The following is a 14,056-nucleotide window of genomic DNA, read 5'->3' as shown; positions in this document are numbered from 1 at the left end:
GTTCGTCTCCTCAGTAACTGGCGCTTGCTAGTGAGCCCTCGGCGGCGCTGCCGAGGGTCTCGGGGAGGTGGATGATGGAGCTGGCGATGCTGCGGGCGGTGCGGTCCACGCCGACCAGCATCGAACCGTCGCGTTTTTCGCTCCAAGTTTCGATCACGCCTGCGGGGGTGCGCAGTCGCAGTGCGGCACGCGGAATCTCGCCCGTGATGCTGTGCAGCACCGTGCCCGGGGTCCGGGCGCCAAGGCTCAGCGCGATGCTGCCGGTGATCGCCAAGGCGGGGTGGGGTTTGCCCATGGAGAGCATCATGACGTTGATATCGCTTTCTAGGTCATCCGCCGGGGCGGCGGCGATTGCCACCTTGGGAATGGCGCGGGCGGCTTGAGCGGTGGTAGGGGCTAGGCCCATCCGCACGGCAGCCTCGCGGCGGATCTTTTCCAACGTGTCCAGTTGCCGTTCGACATCCCCGGTCCAGGTGCCATACCGCCCGGCATCCAAGCCGAGGTCTTCGGCGCGGATAACCACGACGGGCGCTCCCGCGTCCACCATGGAGACGGTCCAATTTCTACCGTCCACGCTCAGCGAATCGGCGGCGTTGGCGGTGGGCAACAGGCTTCCGGTGGTCATTCCCGCTGGATCCTTAAAGCCGAGTCCGACCTTGTATCCGGCAGATGCGACACCAGGCATGTGAGCCTGCGGAACGATGGGCAATGCACCCTCGGGAGTGTCTACCAGCTGAACGATGATCTGCTTGGTGTTCGTGTTGCGGGTGATGATCTGGGTGACGTCTCCTTGAGGAGCCACCCACCCATTTTCGATTGCGTAGAGCCCCACGACCGCAGAGCAATTTCCGCAGTTGCTGCCCCAGTCCACGGTGGCCTCTTCGATGCCAACCTGGGCGAAGGTGAACTCCACATCAACATCCGGATCGGCGGATTGGTGGAGAATCACGGCTTTGCTGGTCGTCGAGGTTGCCCCGCCGACACCGTCAATCTGCCGCTGATCGGGACTGCCGAATAATCGCGGCAGCAGCTCGTCTAGGCTAATTCTAGTCAAGTCCAAGTGATCGGTTTCAAAGACCCAGCACTTGCTGGTGCCTCCGCGCATCCATTCGGCTTGTATGTTCATCTTCATTCCTAGATTTCGTTGTGCCGCGTGCATAATCCCGGTCACTTGGTCCGGATTTTTGATGATCCGGCTTCCAAAAAACAATAAGCTAGATCACAAATGAAGACCATGTACGCGTAGTAGAGGGGGTATGTAGATTTGCTTAATTTGCCTAGAATTCAGGTCTATGACGTTGCAATTGAGCACTTGGGTGAATGAGTTACAGACGAATGTCGAGTCTCACGACCAGAGGTTTTAGAGAATTAACCAAAAACACAATTCATTGAAGCTCTGCTTATGCCTACCTCTGGGTTTCGACGCAAAAAAATTTGTCACAGTGCGAGACATTGGGGTTGTCTCGCCGGCTTGCGCGTGTCGAAGTCCGTGGCCGAAGCCAAAGCGATTTTTTGATAGAGCATACAAATCAGGTCGATAGGAGACTCGTTTTGGGCAGCTGCAGGGCCAAGAAACGGAGCTCGCGGGCTCTGAGCACTAGGACGACTGAGTGTATGAGTGACGGTCGAATAGACCAACAAGATTTGCTGCTTGAGGGCTAGGTGCCTGTTGACAGGCCCCGTTTTCCGAGATGGCCACCGCCGGTTCTGCACACATCGAGTGTTCCTGCTGGCAGTGCATCCTAGGCGGTACGGGAATATTTAAGAGCCTGAACGCCTGCAATCAGGTTTTGGGTTGGAACGATGAGGCTGGTTCGGTTGGACCCGGAGACTGGGTGTCGGTTGGCCAGCATCGCAGAAAGCCTTGGTTGGCTTTGTTTCACGTTCGAATTGAGCAGGCCTCGAAAGTGCGGGGTCTGTATGAAGGTGAAAGAAGGAACCAGATCCGAGCGCGTAGCATTCGGGAGCCGGAATTATGCTCGGAGTATTGGCTGGCCGCGATGCTGGCATTGCCCCTTCGACTCGCGCATGGCCCGTGATAAATGAAACGTGTGCTCTCGAACCAGCTGCAGGGTTCGGCTGGATTCGAGATTATTTCCGGCCGGTGAGGGCGGACGGCTGCGTCAGAAGTAGAACACGTGAACGCCATGGCGGTGAATCACGATGCGGCGGTAGGAAGTGTGGTCCTCGCTCATCGTCAAAGGCATCGCATATTCACCGCACCGCAGTTCCAACGCGTGCCACCGCAGGCCCCTAGATCACTAGGCAGCCGGCGCCTGCTTAGTAGTACACCGCTAGGGGACCGTTCGGTCCGTCGATCACCTGCACCGGGGTCTCGAAAACTTCGCTGAGGATCTCGTCGTTCATGATCCGTTCCGGGGTGCCGAACTGGACGACCTTGCCGTGCTTCATCGCGCAAATGTAGTCGGAGTAGTGACCGGCGAAGTTAATGTCGTGCAACACGATCACGATGGTCCGGTTTAGCTCCTGTGCCGCACGCTTGAGGTGCTGCATCATCAGCACCGAGTGCTTCATGTCCAGGTTGTTCAACGGCTCATCGAGCAATACCGTCTCGGTATCCTGCGCCAGCACCATCGCCACATAGGCGCGCTGACGCTGACCGCCGGAAAGCTGGTCGAGGTAACGGCCTTCGAGCTCTGCCAGATCCAAGAAATCGATAGACCGCGAAATGATCTCTTCATCCGTCGTCGTCAAGCGTCCCTTGGAATGTGGGAAGCGGCCAAAGGCTACGAGCTGACGTACCGTGAGCCGGGTGACGAAGTGGTTTTCCTGGCGCAGGATCGAGACGATCTTTGCTAGGTCCTTCGACGCGGTCGAGGTGACGTCGTAGCCGGCGACTTCAATGGTGCCTGAATCGATCCCTAGTAGGCGGCCAACCATGGTGAGCATGGTGGACTTGCCTGCGCCATTGGGACCCACCAGTGCGGTGATGCCGCCGGTAGGGATTTCGAGGGTGACCGGCCCAATGGTCACCTCCGAGCTGTATTTTTTGTGTACTTCTTTGAGGGTAATCACAGCCGGCCCTTTCGTAGGATGAAGATCAAGAAGGTTATGCCGCCCACGGCTTCAATGATGATGCTCACCGCACCCTGGGCGTAGAAGATGTTTTTCATGACAAAGTACGCACCGGAGAGCACCACAAAACCGGTGAGGAAAGCGATGGGGAAGACAAAACGATGGTCGTAGGTATCTGCCAGCTGGTAGGCAAGGGTCGCTACCAAGAAGCCGAGGAAAGTCATCGGACCAACCAAGGCGGTCGATACGGCCATCAAGATGGACACAAAGAACAAGGTGCGCATCACCTCGGTGCGGTGATTGATACCAAGGTTCATGGTGGTATCGCGTCCCAAGGCCACGATATTCATCTTCCGAGAATTTGAAATCAGGAAGAACCCGGCAATGAGGATCAACGGGATAGCTACCGGCATGTAGCTCATATCGGCGTTGTTCATGGAACCAAACAGCTTCGCGGTGAGAATGTCGAACTCGCTGGGGCTCAGCATGCGCTGCATAAACGTAGATATTGAGCCGAGGCCTGCACCCAGAATGATGCCGACGAGCAACATGATCTGGATATTGCCCAGTTTTCCGGACAATAGCCAGCCATAGAGCAGGCAGGCGAGAACTACCATGATGGCCACCTGCAAGGTGAACTGCCAGATCCCCTGCAATGCCACTACACCGGCGGCACCCATGAAAAATACCGAGGCGGTTTGTACCGCGATATAGAGGGATTCAAAGCCCATAATCGAGGGGGTGATGATGCGGTTATTTGTCACCGTCTGGAAGGACACCGTCGCGACCGCCTGGCAGAACGCGACGATAGCCATGGTCAAAATGCTGTTGCCGCGCATCTGGGCGATCAGCCAGAATCCGTCCGAGCCAACTGGCATCGGGTTATCCCAAGCCAGCAACCCAAAGGAAAAGCTGAGCGCTAGGGCCAACATGAGGGAGAAGACTACCCAGTAGCGGGTGCGGGTCTTCTTGGTGGGTAATGCTCCCGACGCGCGATTAAACAGCGACTTACCGGGAAGCTTAGGTGTGGTGCGTGGGGGTGCCATGAGATTAGCCAAGTTTGCGCTGCCTTAGTAGCAGGGTAATAAAGACTACCGCGCCAAGTACGCCTAGGATCAACGAGACCGGAACCTCAAAAGGCATGATGATGGTTCGGCCAATCAGGTCACAGACGGTGGTGATAGCAATGCCCAACAGGCAGACCCACGGCAGGTTGCTACGCAGATCATCACCACGGAACATTGAGACGATGTTGGGCACGATTAATCCTAAGAACGGAAGGTTACCGATGACCACGGTGACCACGCCGGTAGCGATTGCGATCAAGCCGGTACCCAACAGCATCACCTGGCGGTAGTTCAACCCCACGTTGGTGGCAATCTCTTCACCTAGGCCCGCCACGGTGAAGCGGTCCGCCACGATGAAGATCGCGATGGCCACGATAGCCACGATCCACAGCACCTCGTACTGCCCGCGAATCACCGAGGTGAAGGAGCCTGCAAACCAGATACCCAAGGACTGCAGCATGTCGGTCTGCAGCGCAATAAATGAGGAGAAGGCGCCCACCACGGCGCCAAGCATAATTCCCACAATCGGCACGGTCAGCGAAGCCTTCAGTGAGACGCGCTGTAAGAAGAGGAAAAACACCATGGTGCCGATGAACGCGAAGATAATCGCCACGGTCATCTTCGCCAGCAGCGAGGCCTCCGGGTTGATGATCAGCACGGTCAACAAGCCCAGCCCGGCCCACTCTGTGGTTCCGGTAGTGGTGGGTTCTACGAAGCGGTTCTGCGTCAGCAGTTGCATGACCAATCCGCTCATTGCCATCGCAGCCCCGGCGAGGACCAACGCGATGGTGCGCGGAATGCGGGTAATGGCGAACATCGCTGTTCCGTCATCGGTGCCGAAGATGTCATAAACACCGGTGAACAGGGAAAAACCCAAGAGCACTAGGACACCGAGAATTCCAAGCAGTAGCTTGGGCTCTAGGAGCCTGCCTTTGGGTTTGACCGCGGGGGTCGTAGTCGTCATGATGCCGCCATATATGTGGTGTGTGGTGGATACGACTACGTGGCGCAGCCGGTAATCGACTGCGCCACGTAGACGCTAGTTAGCGTTGGAATTACTTGGATTCCAGCGCATCTGCAAAGTCATTGAAGAACTCGGTGTAAGTCTGGATACCTTCGTTGGTGTAGGTATCGGCCGGCATGACAACGATGTTGCCTTCCTTTGAAGCAGTGACATTTGCCAGCGCTTCGGACTTCTTGAGCAGGTCGGCGGCCGGGGTGTAGCCGGACTCATCCGCTGCGACTGCGCCGTCACGGTCAAGGACTAGCATCCAGTCAGGGTTCGAGCCTGCGATAGCTTCCACGGAAATGTCATCACCCTCGTGGTCGGTGGAGGAATCCTCAACAACCAGTGCCGGGGTCAGGCCCAGAATGTCGAAGGCTGGGCCAACGCTACGTCCGCTGCCCGGTGCCGAGTAGTTGATCTCGCCGCCCGAGGTGATCAGGCCCATGACCTTCTCATCCTTGTTGTAGGCTGCCTTGGCGCGCGCTACCGACTTGTCGAACTCATCGGTCAGTGCCTTGGCTTCGGCCTGCTTGCCGAAAATTTCTCCCAGTACGGTGGTCTGACGCTTGAGCTCTTTGTCGAAAGGCTCGCCTTCGCGTGGATCAAGGTTCACAATGGTGGCCTCGGGAGCCAGCTTGGAGATCTTCTCGGCGTGCTGGGTGAAGCGCTGTCCGTTGATGATTAGGTCCGGAGCGACCTCAACGATGGCTTCGAGGTTTGGCTCGCGGTGGCTTCCAAGGTCAACGACGTTTTTGTCCTTGGCGTAGCTGATGGTGTCTGGCATCAGCGCAACTGCGCCGGCGGTCAGCTTGATGTCCCAGGATTCCAGGGTTTCAAAGGTGCGGTTGTCGGTAGCGACTACAGACTTCGCAGGGGTATTGATGGTGTGTTCGCCGTTGTTATCGGTGAACGTCACGGTGGAGGTGCTTGCCGGTGCGGACTCTGCCGGGGCTGCGGTGTTCGAACCGCAGGCGGTTAAGGTCATTGCTGCGACGCCAAGCAGAGCTGCGGCGCGAAGTTTCATGGAAGCCATGTCATCCTTCAGGAAAGGGCGACCGTCGTTGGCCGCACAAGTAAGTGATCTGGTAATTAGCCTAGCCTAAGCTGACCTAAATCGAATAAGCCAGAGTACTGTTATGTAGCTCACTAACGGAAGGTTGTGGTGCGTAAAATTCGGATTTTACCGCGAAATTCCGCGTTTAGTTAGGTGAGCCAAGCTAGGGAGCCGGGCTATATAGTGCACTGAAGCGTAATCAAATTATTTTGTTTTTCCGAAGAAAGAGTGGTCAGCTCGCGTCATTTAAGGTCACGAGTTCGCACGCTGACGTTTTGGGCCACTGGCCTGGACGATAAAATGCGAGAATGAGCGATTCTCTGGACAAGGTCAGCTGGCCGATACGCACCCCACGATTGGTCTTGCGCCGGCTGGAAGCTGGCGACGCCCAAGCAACGTGGGAGTATCGCAAGCTGCCCGAAGTCCAACGCTGGATTACCTCTGGCGCAGCGAACTTCGAAGAATATCTAGGCCAATTCATGGCCGCAAAACGCTACGCCTATGATGTGGCGGTTGAACTAACCGACGCAAACGGTCAGCCGCGACTGATCGGAACCGTGATGGTCAAGGTGCAAGACGGCTGGGGGCAAAGCGAAATTGCCGCAACGGCGCGCGGCGTCGAAGCGGAAATAGGCTGGAGCTTTAATCCGGTTGATGGCGGCCAGGGCTACGCCAGCGAGGCCGTGAGCTGTGTGTTGGACCTATGCTTTGGCCCGTTAGGGTTGCGCCGGGTCGTGGCAGAATGCTTTGCGGATAATGAACCATCGTGGCGGCTCATGGAGCGCATTGGAATGCGCCGTGAAGGCTACGGGGTGCAAAGTGGTTTGCATCGTGAGGGCCAATGGCTTGACTCGATGAGCTACGCGATACTGGCCGATGAATGGCTCGCACGCAGCGAACGGGATCAAACGCTTCTCTAGCATGAGCGAAGCCCCCAACGCAGATTGCGTTAGGGGCTTCTTGTCATCACTCGCACCTTCAAGAGGTACTTACGACTCTAAGGACTTACTCTGAGAAAACTCTGAGTCAGACCTTGGCTTTGGCTACATCTTTGCTTTGGATGGTTTAGGCGTGCACGGTCCGGGTGGCCTGGGAAATGGGCCAGCCGGTAATCGTCTTAGGCCGCGGTGTGGCGTAGGTGCGCACCTTGGAGGTGCTCAGTCCCATCCGCACCAGCGACTCGGCGATCGTCACCGCGGCCCGAACTCCATCCACGATCGGCACACCGGTCGCTTCGCTGACCCGGGCTTCAAGCTCTGCCATGCCTCCGCAGCCGAGGCAGATGACCTCGGCCTTGTCGTTTTCTACGGCCTGGCGTGACTGCTCCACAATTGCGGCAACTGCCCGTTCGGGATCCGATTCGAGTTCCAAGACTCCCAACCCGCTGGCTCGCACCGAGGCGAGCCGATCGGTCAGACCCGCAAGCTTCAGACGGTCCTCAATTAGCGGAACCGTGCGGTCCAAGGTGGTCACCACCGAGTACTTGTGCCCCAAGAACTGGGCGGTTGATGCCGCCGCCTCGGTGATGTCAACGACTGGAACGTCGAGTAGTTCCTGCAGGCCCTCGCGGCCATGCTCGCCATAACCTGCCTGGATGACCGCGTCGTATTCGCCGGGGTAATTCAGAACCTTGTCCATCACGGCGATGGCGGCAAGGTAGCTTTCAAAATTTCCCTCGCAGGAGTCGGCCCCAAAGTCGGGGGTCAATTCGATGATTTCGGTGCCCGGCGCGGCGACCTTGCGGGCTGATTCACCGATGGCGTGAGTCATCGACGCGGTGGTATTCACATTAACAACAAGAATGCGCATTTGGATTCCTTTGGATCAGTGCTTCGGGGTGACTGCGATAGCTTCGCCGTCGATGTCGGCCAGGTCGATGCGGCGCTTAGCCATGAGCAGGTAGACGATGGCGCCGGCACCCGAGCCCAGGAACCAGGCGAATGGCCCCACAACATGCAGTGCAGGAACAAAAGCCAGCAGCAGCGCGACGACGGAACTGATCACCAAGGCGGCCACCGCGCGGAAATTTACTCCGCGGGTGAAGTAGTAAGTGCCCTCCGGATTGGTTCGGTACAGGTCCATAACGTTGATCCGTGCCCGGCGAACGATCCAGTAGTCGGCCATGATGATGCCGAATAGTGGGCCGAGCAGGGCGCCGAGTCCGCCGAGGAAGTAATTGATAATTTCCGGAGAGTTGTACAAGTTCCAAGGAAGGATCACCAAGCCGATGACGCCTGAAATCAAGGCGGCGGCGCGGAAATTCAGCTTCTTCGGGAACAGGTTAGTCAGCGCGTAGGTCGGAGCCACGAAGTTGGCCATCAGGTTTACCGCAATGGTGAGAATCAGAAGCGCCCCGGAAGCTAAGACCAGCAACAATGTATTGGGGATCGCTTCGACAACATCTGACGGTGAGCTGATGACCGCGCCGTTGATGGAGAACTGGGTGCCGGTCAACACGACAACAATCGCACCGAAGAACAGCATGTTCAACGGAATGCCGAAGAAGTTGCCGCGCACAATGGCCTTCTTTGAAGAAGCCCCGCGTGTGAAGTCGCAGAAGTTCAAAACAAATGTTCCATAGATGGAGACCCATAGGGCGGCGGCACCAAAGATGCCCACCCACATGTCTAGGCCGGAGCGCGATTCACCGGTGGTCATCGAGACGTTGAAGCCCGATTCAAAAAGCATCCAAATGGCTAGTGCTAAGAAGGTCACCAAAATGACCGGACCTGCAAAGGCCTCGTACTTGCGAATCATTTCCATGCCGTAGCTGACAATCACCAGTTGGAGGGCCCACAGGGTGACGAAGCAAATCCAGCCGAGGGTGTCTAGGCCAAGGAAGCTGGTCTGCTGCAAGCTGGCCGCGCCCGGCGCCAAGGCGATCACCATGACGCTGAGTACCTGGGAGGCGAGGAAGGTTTGAATGCCGAACCAGGCAATGGCCACGGCCCCGCGAAGTAGCGCCGGAATCTGTGCGCCGTTGATTCCAAAAGCGATTCGGCTCATGACCGGGAACGGGACACCGGTCTTTTCGCCCATGAACCCGGACAGGTTTAATAGCGCGAAAAGCAAGATCGCGCCGATGCCAAGTGCGGCAAGGATCTGCCACCCACTCATGCCTAGTGCGAACAGGCCGATGGCGAATGCGTAGTTGCCCAGTGAGTGCACATCGTTGGCCCAGAGGGTGAAGATGCTATAGGAATTCCAGGTGCGCCCCTTGCGAGTGGTGGGTGCCAGATCTTCGTTGTACAGCGAAGCGCTGAGCTCATGCGGGTTACTGGGATCGATTCCTTGGGGATGCGAATGGGTGAAGAGCGTCGGCGCGGAGGTGGTCTCCGGTAATTGGTGCGCCATGGTGGTGTCCTATTCTTAGGAGCGTGCTGTAGCTCAAGGCTTTTTCGGCGGACGAGGACCGACCGGGAGTAACTTAGCTATCGACAGCGCGCAGGAATGAAACGTGCCTGTATTTGCCTTGCGGGGTAACTGTGTTCGTGCCCCTGAGCAGGGGAGATGCGGACGCGTTACGGGTAAATAGGCTGGCCGAAGTTCAGATAGAACTCGGTTGGCGTGCCCACCACGGGCTGAGCTTCGTGCTGCAGACGCCATGCTGGCTTTTCTGCGTGAATCCCAATGAGTTGTTTGCTCATGGCTGCTCCTGAGTAAGTGAAATACACTCCGAGATGTGTGCCACATCAATTGTTTATCCACTGTATGCGGTACGTCACATTACCGCAATAGAGAATCCTAATCTCACTGTGTGGAATTATATTGAAACCATGTTGACTAGTGTTTTGGAAACGAAATTCGAGAAAACGCGTCGGCGCACCCGCCCGTGGGCGCGAAGAATGGCCGTCAAGAAGTCGCTAGCGTCGTCTGCACTTTTTGTGTGCCATGGCGCCACTTAGGGTAGGTCCCTCCCTTCCGGGAGGTGTTCGCGGAGTCGTCCATCGGGAGACCTTGATGTGCGTGTAATGCATGCCGCGTGGGGGTTGACAGTAACTCAAATTCAGATCTACAGTTTTCATAAAGCAAGACAAAGATTCCATGAAGTGGAATATTTAAAAAAGGTTTCGAAGGGAAATCCAGTGTCTTATACTCTGAACTGCTCGATTCTGCTCACCGAACTACCTATCAACCAGCGTGCCGATGCCGCCAAGCAGGCGGGCTTCGACAGTGTCGAATTCTGGTGGCCTTTTGATGCGGCCGTGCCAACGGACAAGCAGGTAGATGAGTTCCTCGGCTCAATCAAGAACGCCGGAGTGCAGCTAGACGGACTAAACTTCTTCGCCGGTGATATGCCAGCGGGGGACCGCGGCCTCGTCTCGTGGGTTGGGCGCGGCGCAGAATTCCGCGAGAACGTAGATGTTGTCAGCGCCATCGGGGAGGCCACCGGTTGCAAATCCTTCAACGCGCTCTACGGCAATCGCCACAAGGAATCTTCTGCCCGGGCTCAGGATGAGCTAGCCGTCGAGAACCTTTTGATCGCCACCGCCGGTGTTGCACGCATCGGTGGAACCGTATTGATTGAGCCGGTATCCGGCACCGAAGCCTATCCGTTAAAAACCGCGGACGACGCGCTAGCGGTGGTACAAAAGGTCAAGCAGTCGGGTGGCGAAAATATTGGCCTGCTCGCCGACTTCTACCACCTAGCAGTTAACGGCGATGACGTAGCGGCAGTGATTGAAAAGCATGCCAAGGACTTCGCCCACATCCAAATAGCCGATGCGCCAGAACGCGGTGCACCGGGAACCGGTGACCTGCCGTTGATGGATTGGATTACACGTTCGCGAGAGCTGGGCTACGCCGGTCTCGTTGCCTTGGAATATAAGCAGAGTGCGCAGACAGCCTTCGACTGGCTGCGCACCGCAGAAGTCGAAGCTTCCTAATCAATCTCTGCGCCTTGAGCGCGGACCGCCAACAAACTTTGGAGCATCAAATGTCGCAGAACGTTGCCTTTATTGGCTTGGGAATCATGGGACTGCCCATGGCTAAGAACCTGATTACCGCCGGTTTTCACGTCACCGGATTCAACCGCAGCGATAAGGCCACTAAGGAACTTATTGCCGCAGGTGGGCAATGGGCCGAATCTATCGCCGAGGCCGTCAAGGATGCGGACGTCATCATCACGATGGTGCCCGATTCCCCGGACGTCGAATCGGTGACCACCGGAGCCGAGGGATTGTTCGCACACGCCAAACCCGGTGCAATCTGGGTTGATAATTCCTCGATACGTCCCGACGTCTCCGTGAGTCTGGCTAAGCAAGCCCGCGAGGCTGGGCTTCGACCACTGGACGCACCGGTATCCGGTGGCGAGCAAGGTGCGATTGACGGCGCGCTATCCATCATGGTCGGTGGCGAACCCGCAGACTTCGCCGAAGCTCAACAGGTACTCGAAGCCGTGGGAAAAACCATCGTCTTGGTGGGCCCCTCCGGCTCCGGTCAGACGGTCAAAGCGGCCAACCAGCTAATCGTGGCGGCGAATATCCAGGCGTTGAGCGAAGCGGTAGTCTTCCTCGAAGCCTATGGAGTGGACACCGACTCGGCGTTGAAGGTCCTCGGCGGAGGTCTTGCCGGTTCCAAGGTCCTCGACCAGAAGGGTCAAAAGATCCTAGATCGTGAATTTGCGCCAGGCTTCCGACTTGCCTTGCACCACAAGGACATGGGCATCGTGACTTCCGCGGCACGCGAAGCCGGGGTGGTACTGCCCCTAGGAGCACTTGTAGCTCAGCTGGTCGGCTCCACCGTGGCCAGTGGTGACGGGGCGCTAGACCATTCCGGCCTCTTCCGCGGCGTACAACGCCTTTCGGGCCAGAGCGAGTAAGACCCTTACCCATTCTCTGCTCGCAAATACTTCCTGTGGCGGGTACTACGCCTACCTTCGGTGGCCGGCCCACCCGCTGGTGAATGTTTTTCTTCGCCATCAGGTGGTGTCCTTCGTTCCAGTTCGGGTCCGGCCTCCGGTGCTCGGGGTGGTGTGTGACGACGAATCAATTTGTCGGCCCGCCACAGGTCTACCCCATTCTTCTTTTTTACCGCTCCGTTGGGAGCCGAACCATCGATATGGATGTGTGATTTAAATGCCTATGATGCGCGCAGTAGATGCCATCGTGCTGATCCTGGAAAAGGAAGACGCCACCGAAGCGTTCGGCTTACCCGGCGCAGCAATCAATCCGCTGTACTCGGCCATGAGGCAGCACGGCGGAATTCGCCACACCCTGCACCGCCACGTCGAAGGTGCCAGCCATGCCGCGGACGGATACTCGCGGGCCAGCGGCAAGATCGGATTGTGCCTGGGTACTTCCGGTCCGGCCGGCACCGACATGATCACCGGTCTGTATGCGGCCATCGCGGATTCGATCCCGATGTTGTGCATCACCGGCCAGGCGCCCACCAATGTTTTGCATAAGGAAGATTTCCAAGCGGTAGATATCGAATCCATCGCCAAGCCCGTCACCAAGTACGCCACCACCGTGCTCGAACCGGGCCTGGTTCCAGGTACTCTTGCCAAGGCCTTCCAGATCATGCGTTCGGGTCGCCCCGGCCCGGCACTGATTGACCTGCCAATTAACGTGCAGCTGGCAGAGATCGATTTTGATATCGACGCCTATGAGCCATTGGAACCCACCAAACCGCGAGCTACTCGCGGCCAAGCAGAGAAAATCGTGGATCTGCTGCTCAGTGGCAAGCGTCCCATCATCATTGCCGGCGGCGGTGTAATCAACGCGAATGCCAGCGACAAGCTGGTGCTGCTAGCCGAAGAACTGAACATTCCCGTCTCTCCAACCCTGATGGGTTGGGGCATCATTCCCGATGACCACCGGTTGCAGTCAGGCATGGTGGGAATCCAGACCCACACCAAGTACGGCAACGAGACCTTCCTGGCTTCGGACGTCGTTCTGGGCATCGGCAATCGCTGGGCTAATCGTCATACCGGTGGTTTGGACACCTACCGCGCAGGACGCAAGTTCATTCACGTGGATATCGAGCCGACCCAGATAGGCCGGGTGTTCTCCCCAGATTTGGGAATCACCTCGGACGCTTCGGTAGCATTGGATGCGATCTTGGAGATTGTCCGCGAGCGCAAGAGTGCGGGCACCATCCCGGACTATTCGCACTGGGCAAATGAGTGTACTGCCCGCAAGGCTACGAATCACCGCAAGACGAACTTTGATAATATCCCGATCAAACCGCAGCGCGTGTACCAGGAAATGAACGCGGCTTTCGGCCAGGACACCACCTATGTGTCCACTATTGGGCTCAGTCAGATTGCCGGCGCGCAAATGCTGCACGTCTACGGTCCACGCAGGTGGATCAACGCCGGGCAGGCAGGCCCGTTGGGGTGGACCGGACCTGCTGCCTTGGGCGTGGTGCGGGGTAAGCCGGGCGAAAAGGTGGTCGCGTTATCTGGTGACTACGACTTCCAATTCATGATCGAGGAGTTGGCTGTGGGCGCGCAGTTCAAACTGCCGTACGTACACGTAGTAGTCAACAACTCCTACCTTGGTTTGATTCGCCAGTCCCAGCGTCCCTTTGAAATGGATTATCACGTCTCCTTGGGCTTCGATAACATCAATTCCCCGGAGACCAACGGATACGGGGTGGACCACGTCAAGGTCGCCGAGGGGCTTGGCTGCAAGGCCGTACGAGTCACCGACCCGGCGAAACTTGCCGAAGGCTTTGCCGAGGCCAACCGACTGGCCGAGGAGCATCAGGTCCCGGTCGTGGTGGAGGTGATCCTGGAAAAGGTCACGAATATTTCTATGGGCGCGCAATTGGATGGGATCAACGAGTTTGAAGATCTTGCCTTGGAAGTCGGGGATGCGCCTTCGGCGTTGGTGCCCATGACTTCTGGCACCAGGGTAAGTGCCTGATCTCGGTCGTCGCTGACCTGCC

The 14,056-nt window shown here is 57.3% G+C and carries 12 protein-coding genes; 4 read left to right on the top strand and 8 right to left on the bottom strand.

Going from position 1 to position 14,056, the window contains the following annotated elements; all coding sequences use genetic code 11:
- Positions 1 to 10: 10 nt before the first annotated feature.
- The 5 genes from ACX5K5_RS15910 to ACX5K5_RS15890 all read right to left on the bottom strand — a co-directional run bounded on the left by ACX5K5_RS15910 (position 11) and on the right by ACX5K5_RS15890 (position 6,142).
- Positions 11 to 1,126 (bottom strand): PrpF domain-containing protein, encoded by a 1,116-nt coding sequence (locus tag ACX5K5_RS15910; RefSeq protein WP_459174792.1) that lies wholly within the window; start codon positions 1,124 to 1,126, stop codon positions 11 to 13.
- Between the two features lie 1,154 nt (positions 1,127 to 2,280).
- Entirely contained in the window at positions 2,281 to 3,036 is a 756-nt protein-coding gene (locus ACX5K5_RS15905; protein WP_346059763.1) for an iron ABC transporter ATP-binding protein, read from the bottom strand.
- A complete protein-coding gene (locus ACX5K5_RS15900; protein WP_459174791.1) occupies positions 3,033 to 4,082 on the bottom strand; it encodes an iron chelate uptake ABC transporter family permease subunit in 1,050 nt (349 codons plus the stop codon). The genes ACX5K5_RS15905 and ACX5K5_RS15900 overlap by 4 nt, the downstream gene beginning before the upstream one ends.
- 4 nt (positions 4,083 to 4,086) lie before the next feature.
- Complete coding sequence (locus tag ACX5K5_RS15895; protein ID WP_188683659.1) at positions 4,087 to 5,067, bottom strand: ABC transporter permease; 981 nt, start codon at positions 5,065 to 5,067, stop codon at positions 4,087 to 4,089.
- 91 nt (positions 5,068 to 5,158) lie between these two features.
- Entirely contained in the window at positions 5,159 to 6,142 is a 984-nt protein-coding gene (locus tag ACX5K5_RS15890) for a siderophore ABC transporter substrate-binding protein (protein WP_188683658.1), read from the bottom strand.
- 329 nt (positions 6,143 to 6,471) lie between these two features.
- Between ACX5K5_RS15890 and ACX5K5_RS15885 the strand changes: the two genes are divergently transcribed.
- A complete protein-coding gene (locus ACX5K5_RS15885; RefSeq protein WP_188683656.1) occupies positions 6,472 to 7,083 on the top strand; it encodes a GNAT family N-acetyltransferase in 612 nt (203 codons plus the stop codon).
- A gap of 145 nt (positions 7,084 to 7,228) precedes the next feature.
- On the opposite strand, the gene ACX5K5_RS15880 is transcribed toward ACX5K5_RS15885, so the two are convergent.
- The 3 genes from ACX5K5_RS15880 to ACX5K5_RS15870 all read right to left on the bottom strand — a co-directional run bounded on the left by ACX5K5_RS15880 (position 7,229) and on the right by ACX5K5_RS15870 (position 9,810).
- Entirely contained in the window at positions 7,229 to 7,972 is a 744-nt protein-coding gene (locus ACX5K5_RS15880) for an aspartate/glutamate racemase family protein (protein ID WP_188683654.1), read from the bottom strand.
- Positions 7,973 to 7,987: 15 nt separating this feature from the next.
- Positions 7,988 to 9,517: an NCS1 family nucleobase:cation symporter-1 gene (locus tag ACX5K5_RS15875; RefSeq protein ID WP_346059761.1), complete on the bottom strand. Its 1,530-nt coding sequence runs from the start codon at positions 9,515 to 9,517 to the stop codon at positions 7,988 to 7,990.
- Positions 9,518 to 9,684: 167 nt separating this feature from the next.
- Positions 9,685 to 9,810 carry a hypothetical protein gene (locus tag ACX5K5_RS15870; protein ID WP_268236908.1) on the bottom strand — a complete coding sequence of 42 codons (126 nt, stop codon included), beginning with the start codon at positions 9,808 to 9,810 and terminating at the stop codon, positions 9,685 to 9,687.
- A gap of 438 nt (positions 9,811 to 10,248) precedes the next feature.
- Between ACX5K5_RS15870 and ACX5K5_RS15865 the strand changes: the two genes are divergently transcribed.
- The 3 genes from ACX5K5_RS15865 to gcl all read left to right on the top strand — a co-directional run bounded on the left by ACX5K5_RS15865 (position 10,249) and on the right by gcl (position 14,034).
- Entirely contained in the window at positions 10,249 to 11,049 is an 801-nt protein-coding gene (locus tag ACX5K5_RS15865; protein WP_459174790.1) for a hydroxypyruvate isomerase family protein, read from the top strand.
- Between the two features lie 50 nt (positions 11,050 to 11,099).
- Positions 11,100 to 11,984 carry a 2-hydroxy-3-oxopropionate reductase gene (locus ACX5K5_RS15860; RefSeq protein WP_459174789.1) on the top strand — a complete coding sequence of 295 codons (885 nt, stop codon included), beginning with the start codon at positions 11,100 to 11,102 and terminating at the stop codon, positions 11,982 to 11,984.
- A gap of 256 nt (positions 11,985 to 12,240) precedes the next feature.
- Positions 12,241 to 14,034 (top strand): glyoxylate carboligase, encoded by a 1,794-nt coding sequence (gene gcl / locus ACX5K5_RS15855; protein WP_443444827.1) that lies wholly within the window; start codon positions 12,241 to 12,243, stop codon positions 14,032 to 14,034.
- Positions 14,035 to 14,056: the final 22 nt, after the last annotated feature.

Source organism: Glutamicibacter bergerei, from assembly GCF_054495185.1.
The sequence above is the reverse complement of the archived record's forward strand: the minus strand, read 5'-3'. Positions and strand labels throughout refer to the sequence as shown.

Bases quoted from the DNA above. Each gene is read 5' to 3' on its own strand.
- ACX5K5_RS15910 (WP_459174792.1), bottom strand. From the start codon at position 1,126: ATGAACATACAAGCCGAATGGATGCGCGGAGGCACCAGCAAGTGCTGG.
- ACX5K5_RS15900 (WP_459174791.1), bottom strand. From the start codon at position 4,082: ATGGCACCCCCACGCACCACACCTAAGCTTCCCGGTAAGTCGCTGTTT.
- ACX5K5_RS15895 (WP_188683659.1), bottom strand. From the start codon at position 5,067: ATGACGACTACGACCCCCGCGGTCAAACCCAAAGGCAGGCTCCTAGAG.
- ACX5K5_RS15890 (WP_188683658.1), bottom strand. From the start codon at position 6,142: ATGGCTTCCATGAAACTTCGCGCCGCAGCTCTGCTTGGCGTCGCAGCA.
- ACX5K5_RS15885 (WP_188683656.1), top strand. From the start codon at position 6,472: ATGAGCGATTCTCTGGACAAGGTCAGCTGGCCGATACGCACCCCACGA.
- ACX5K5_RS15880 (WP_188683654.1), bottom strand. From the start codon at position 7,972: ATGCGCATTCTTGTTGTTAATGTGAATACCACCGCGTCGATGACTCAC.
- ACX5K5_RS15875 (WP_346059761.1), bottom strand. From the start codon at position 9,517: ATGGCGCACCAATTACCGGAGACCACCTCCGCGCCGACGCTCTTCACC.
- ACX5K5_RS15870 (WP_268236908.1), bottom strand. From the start codon at position 9,810: ATGAGCAAACAACTCATTGGGATTCACGCAGAAAAGCCAGCATGGCGT.
- ACX5K5_RS15860 (WP_459174789.1), top strand. From the start codon at position 11,100: ATGTCGCAGAACGTTGCCTTTATTGGCTTGGGAATCATGGGACTGCCC.
- gcl (WP_443444827.1), top strand. From the start codon at position 12,241: ATGCCTATGATGCGCGCAGTAGATGCCATCGTGCTGATCCTGGAAAAG.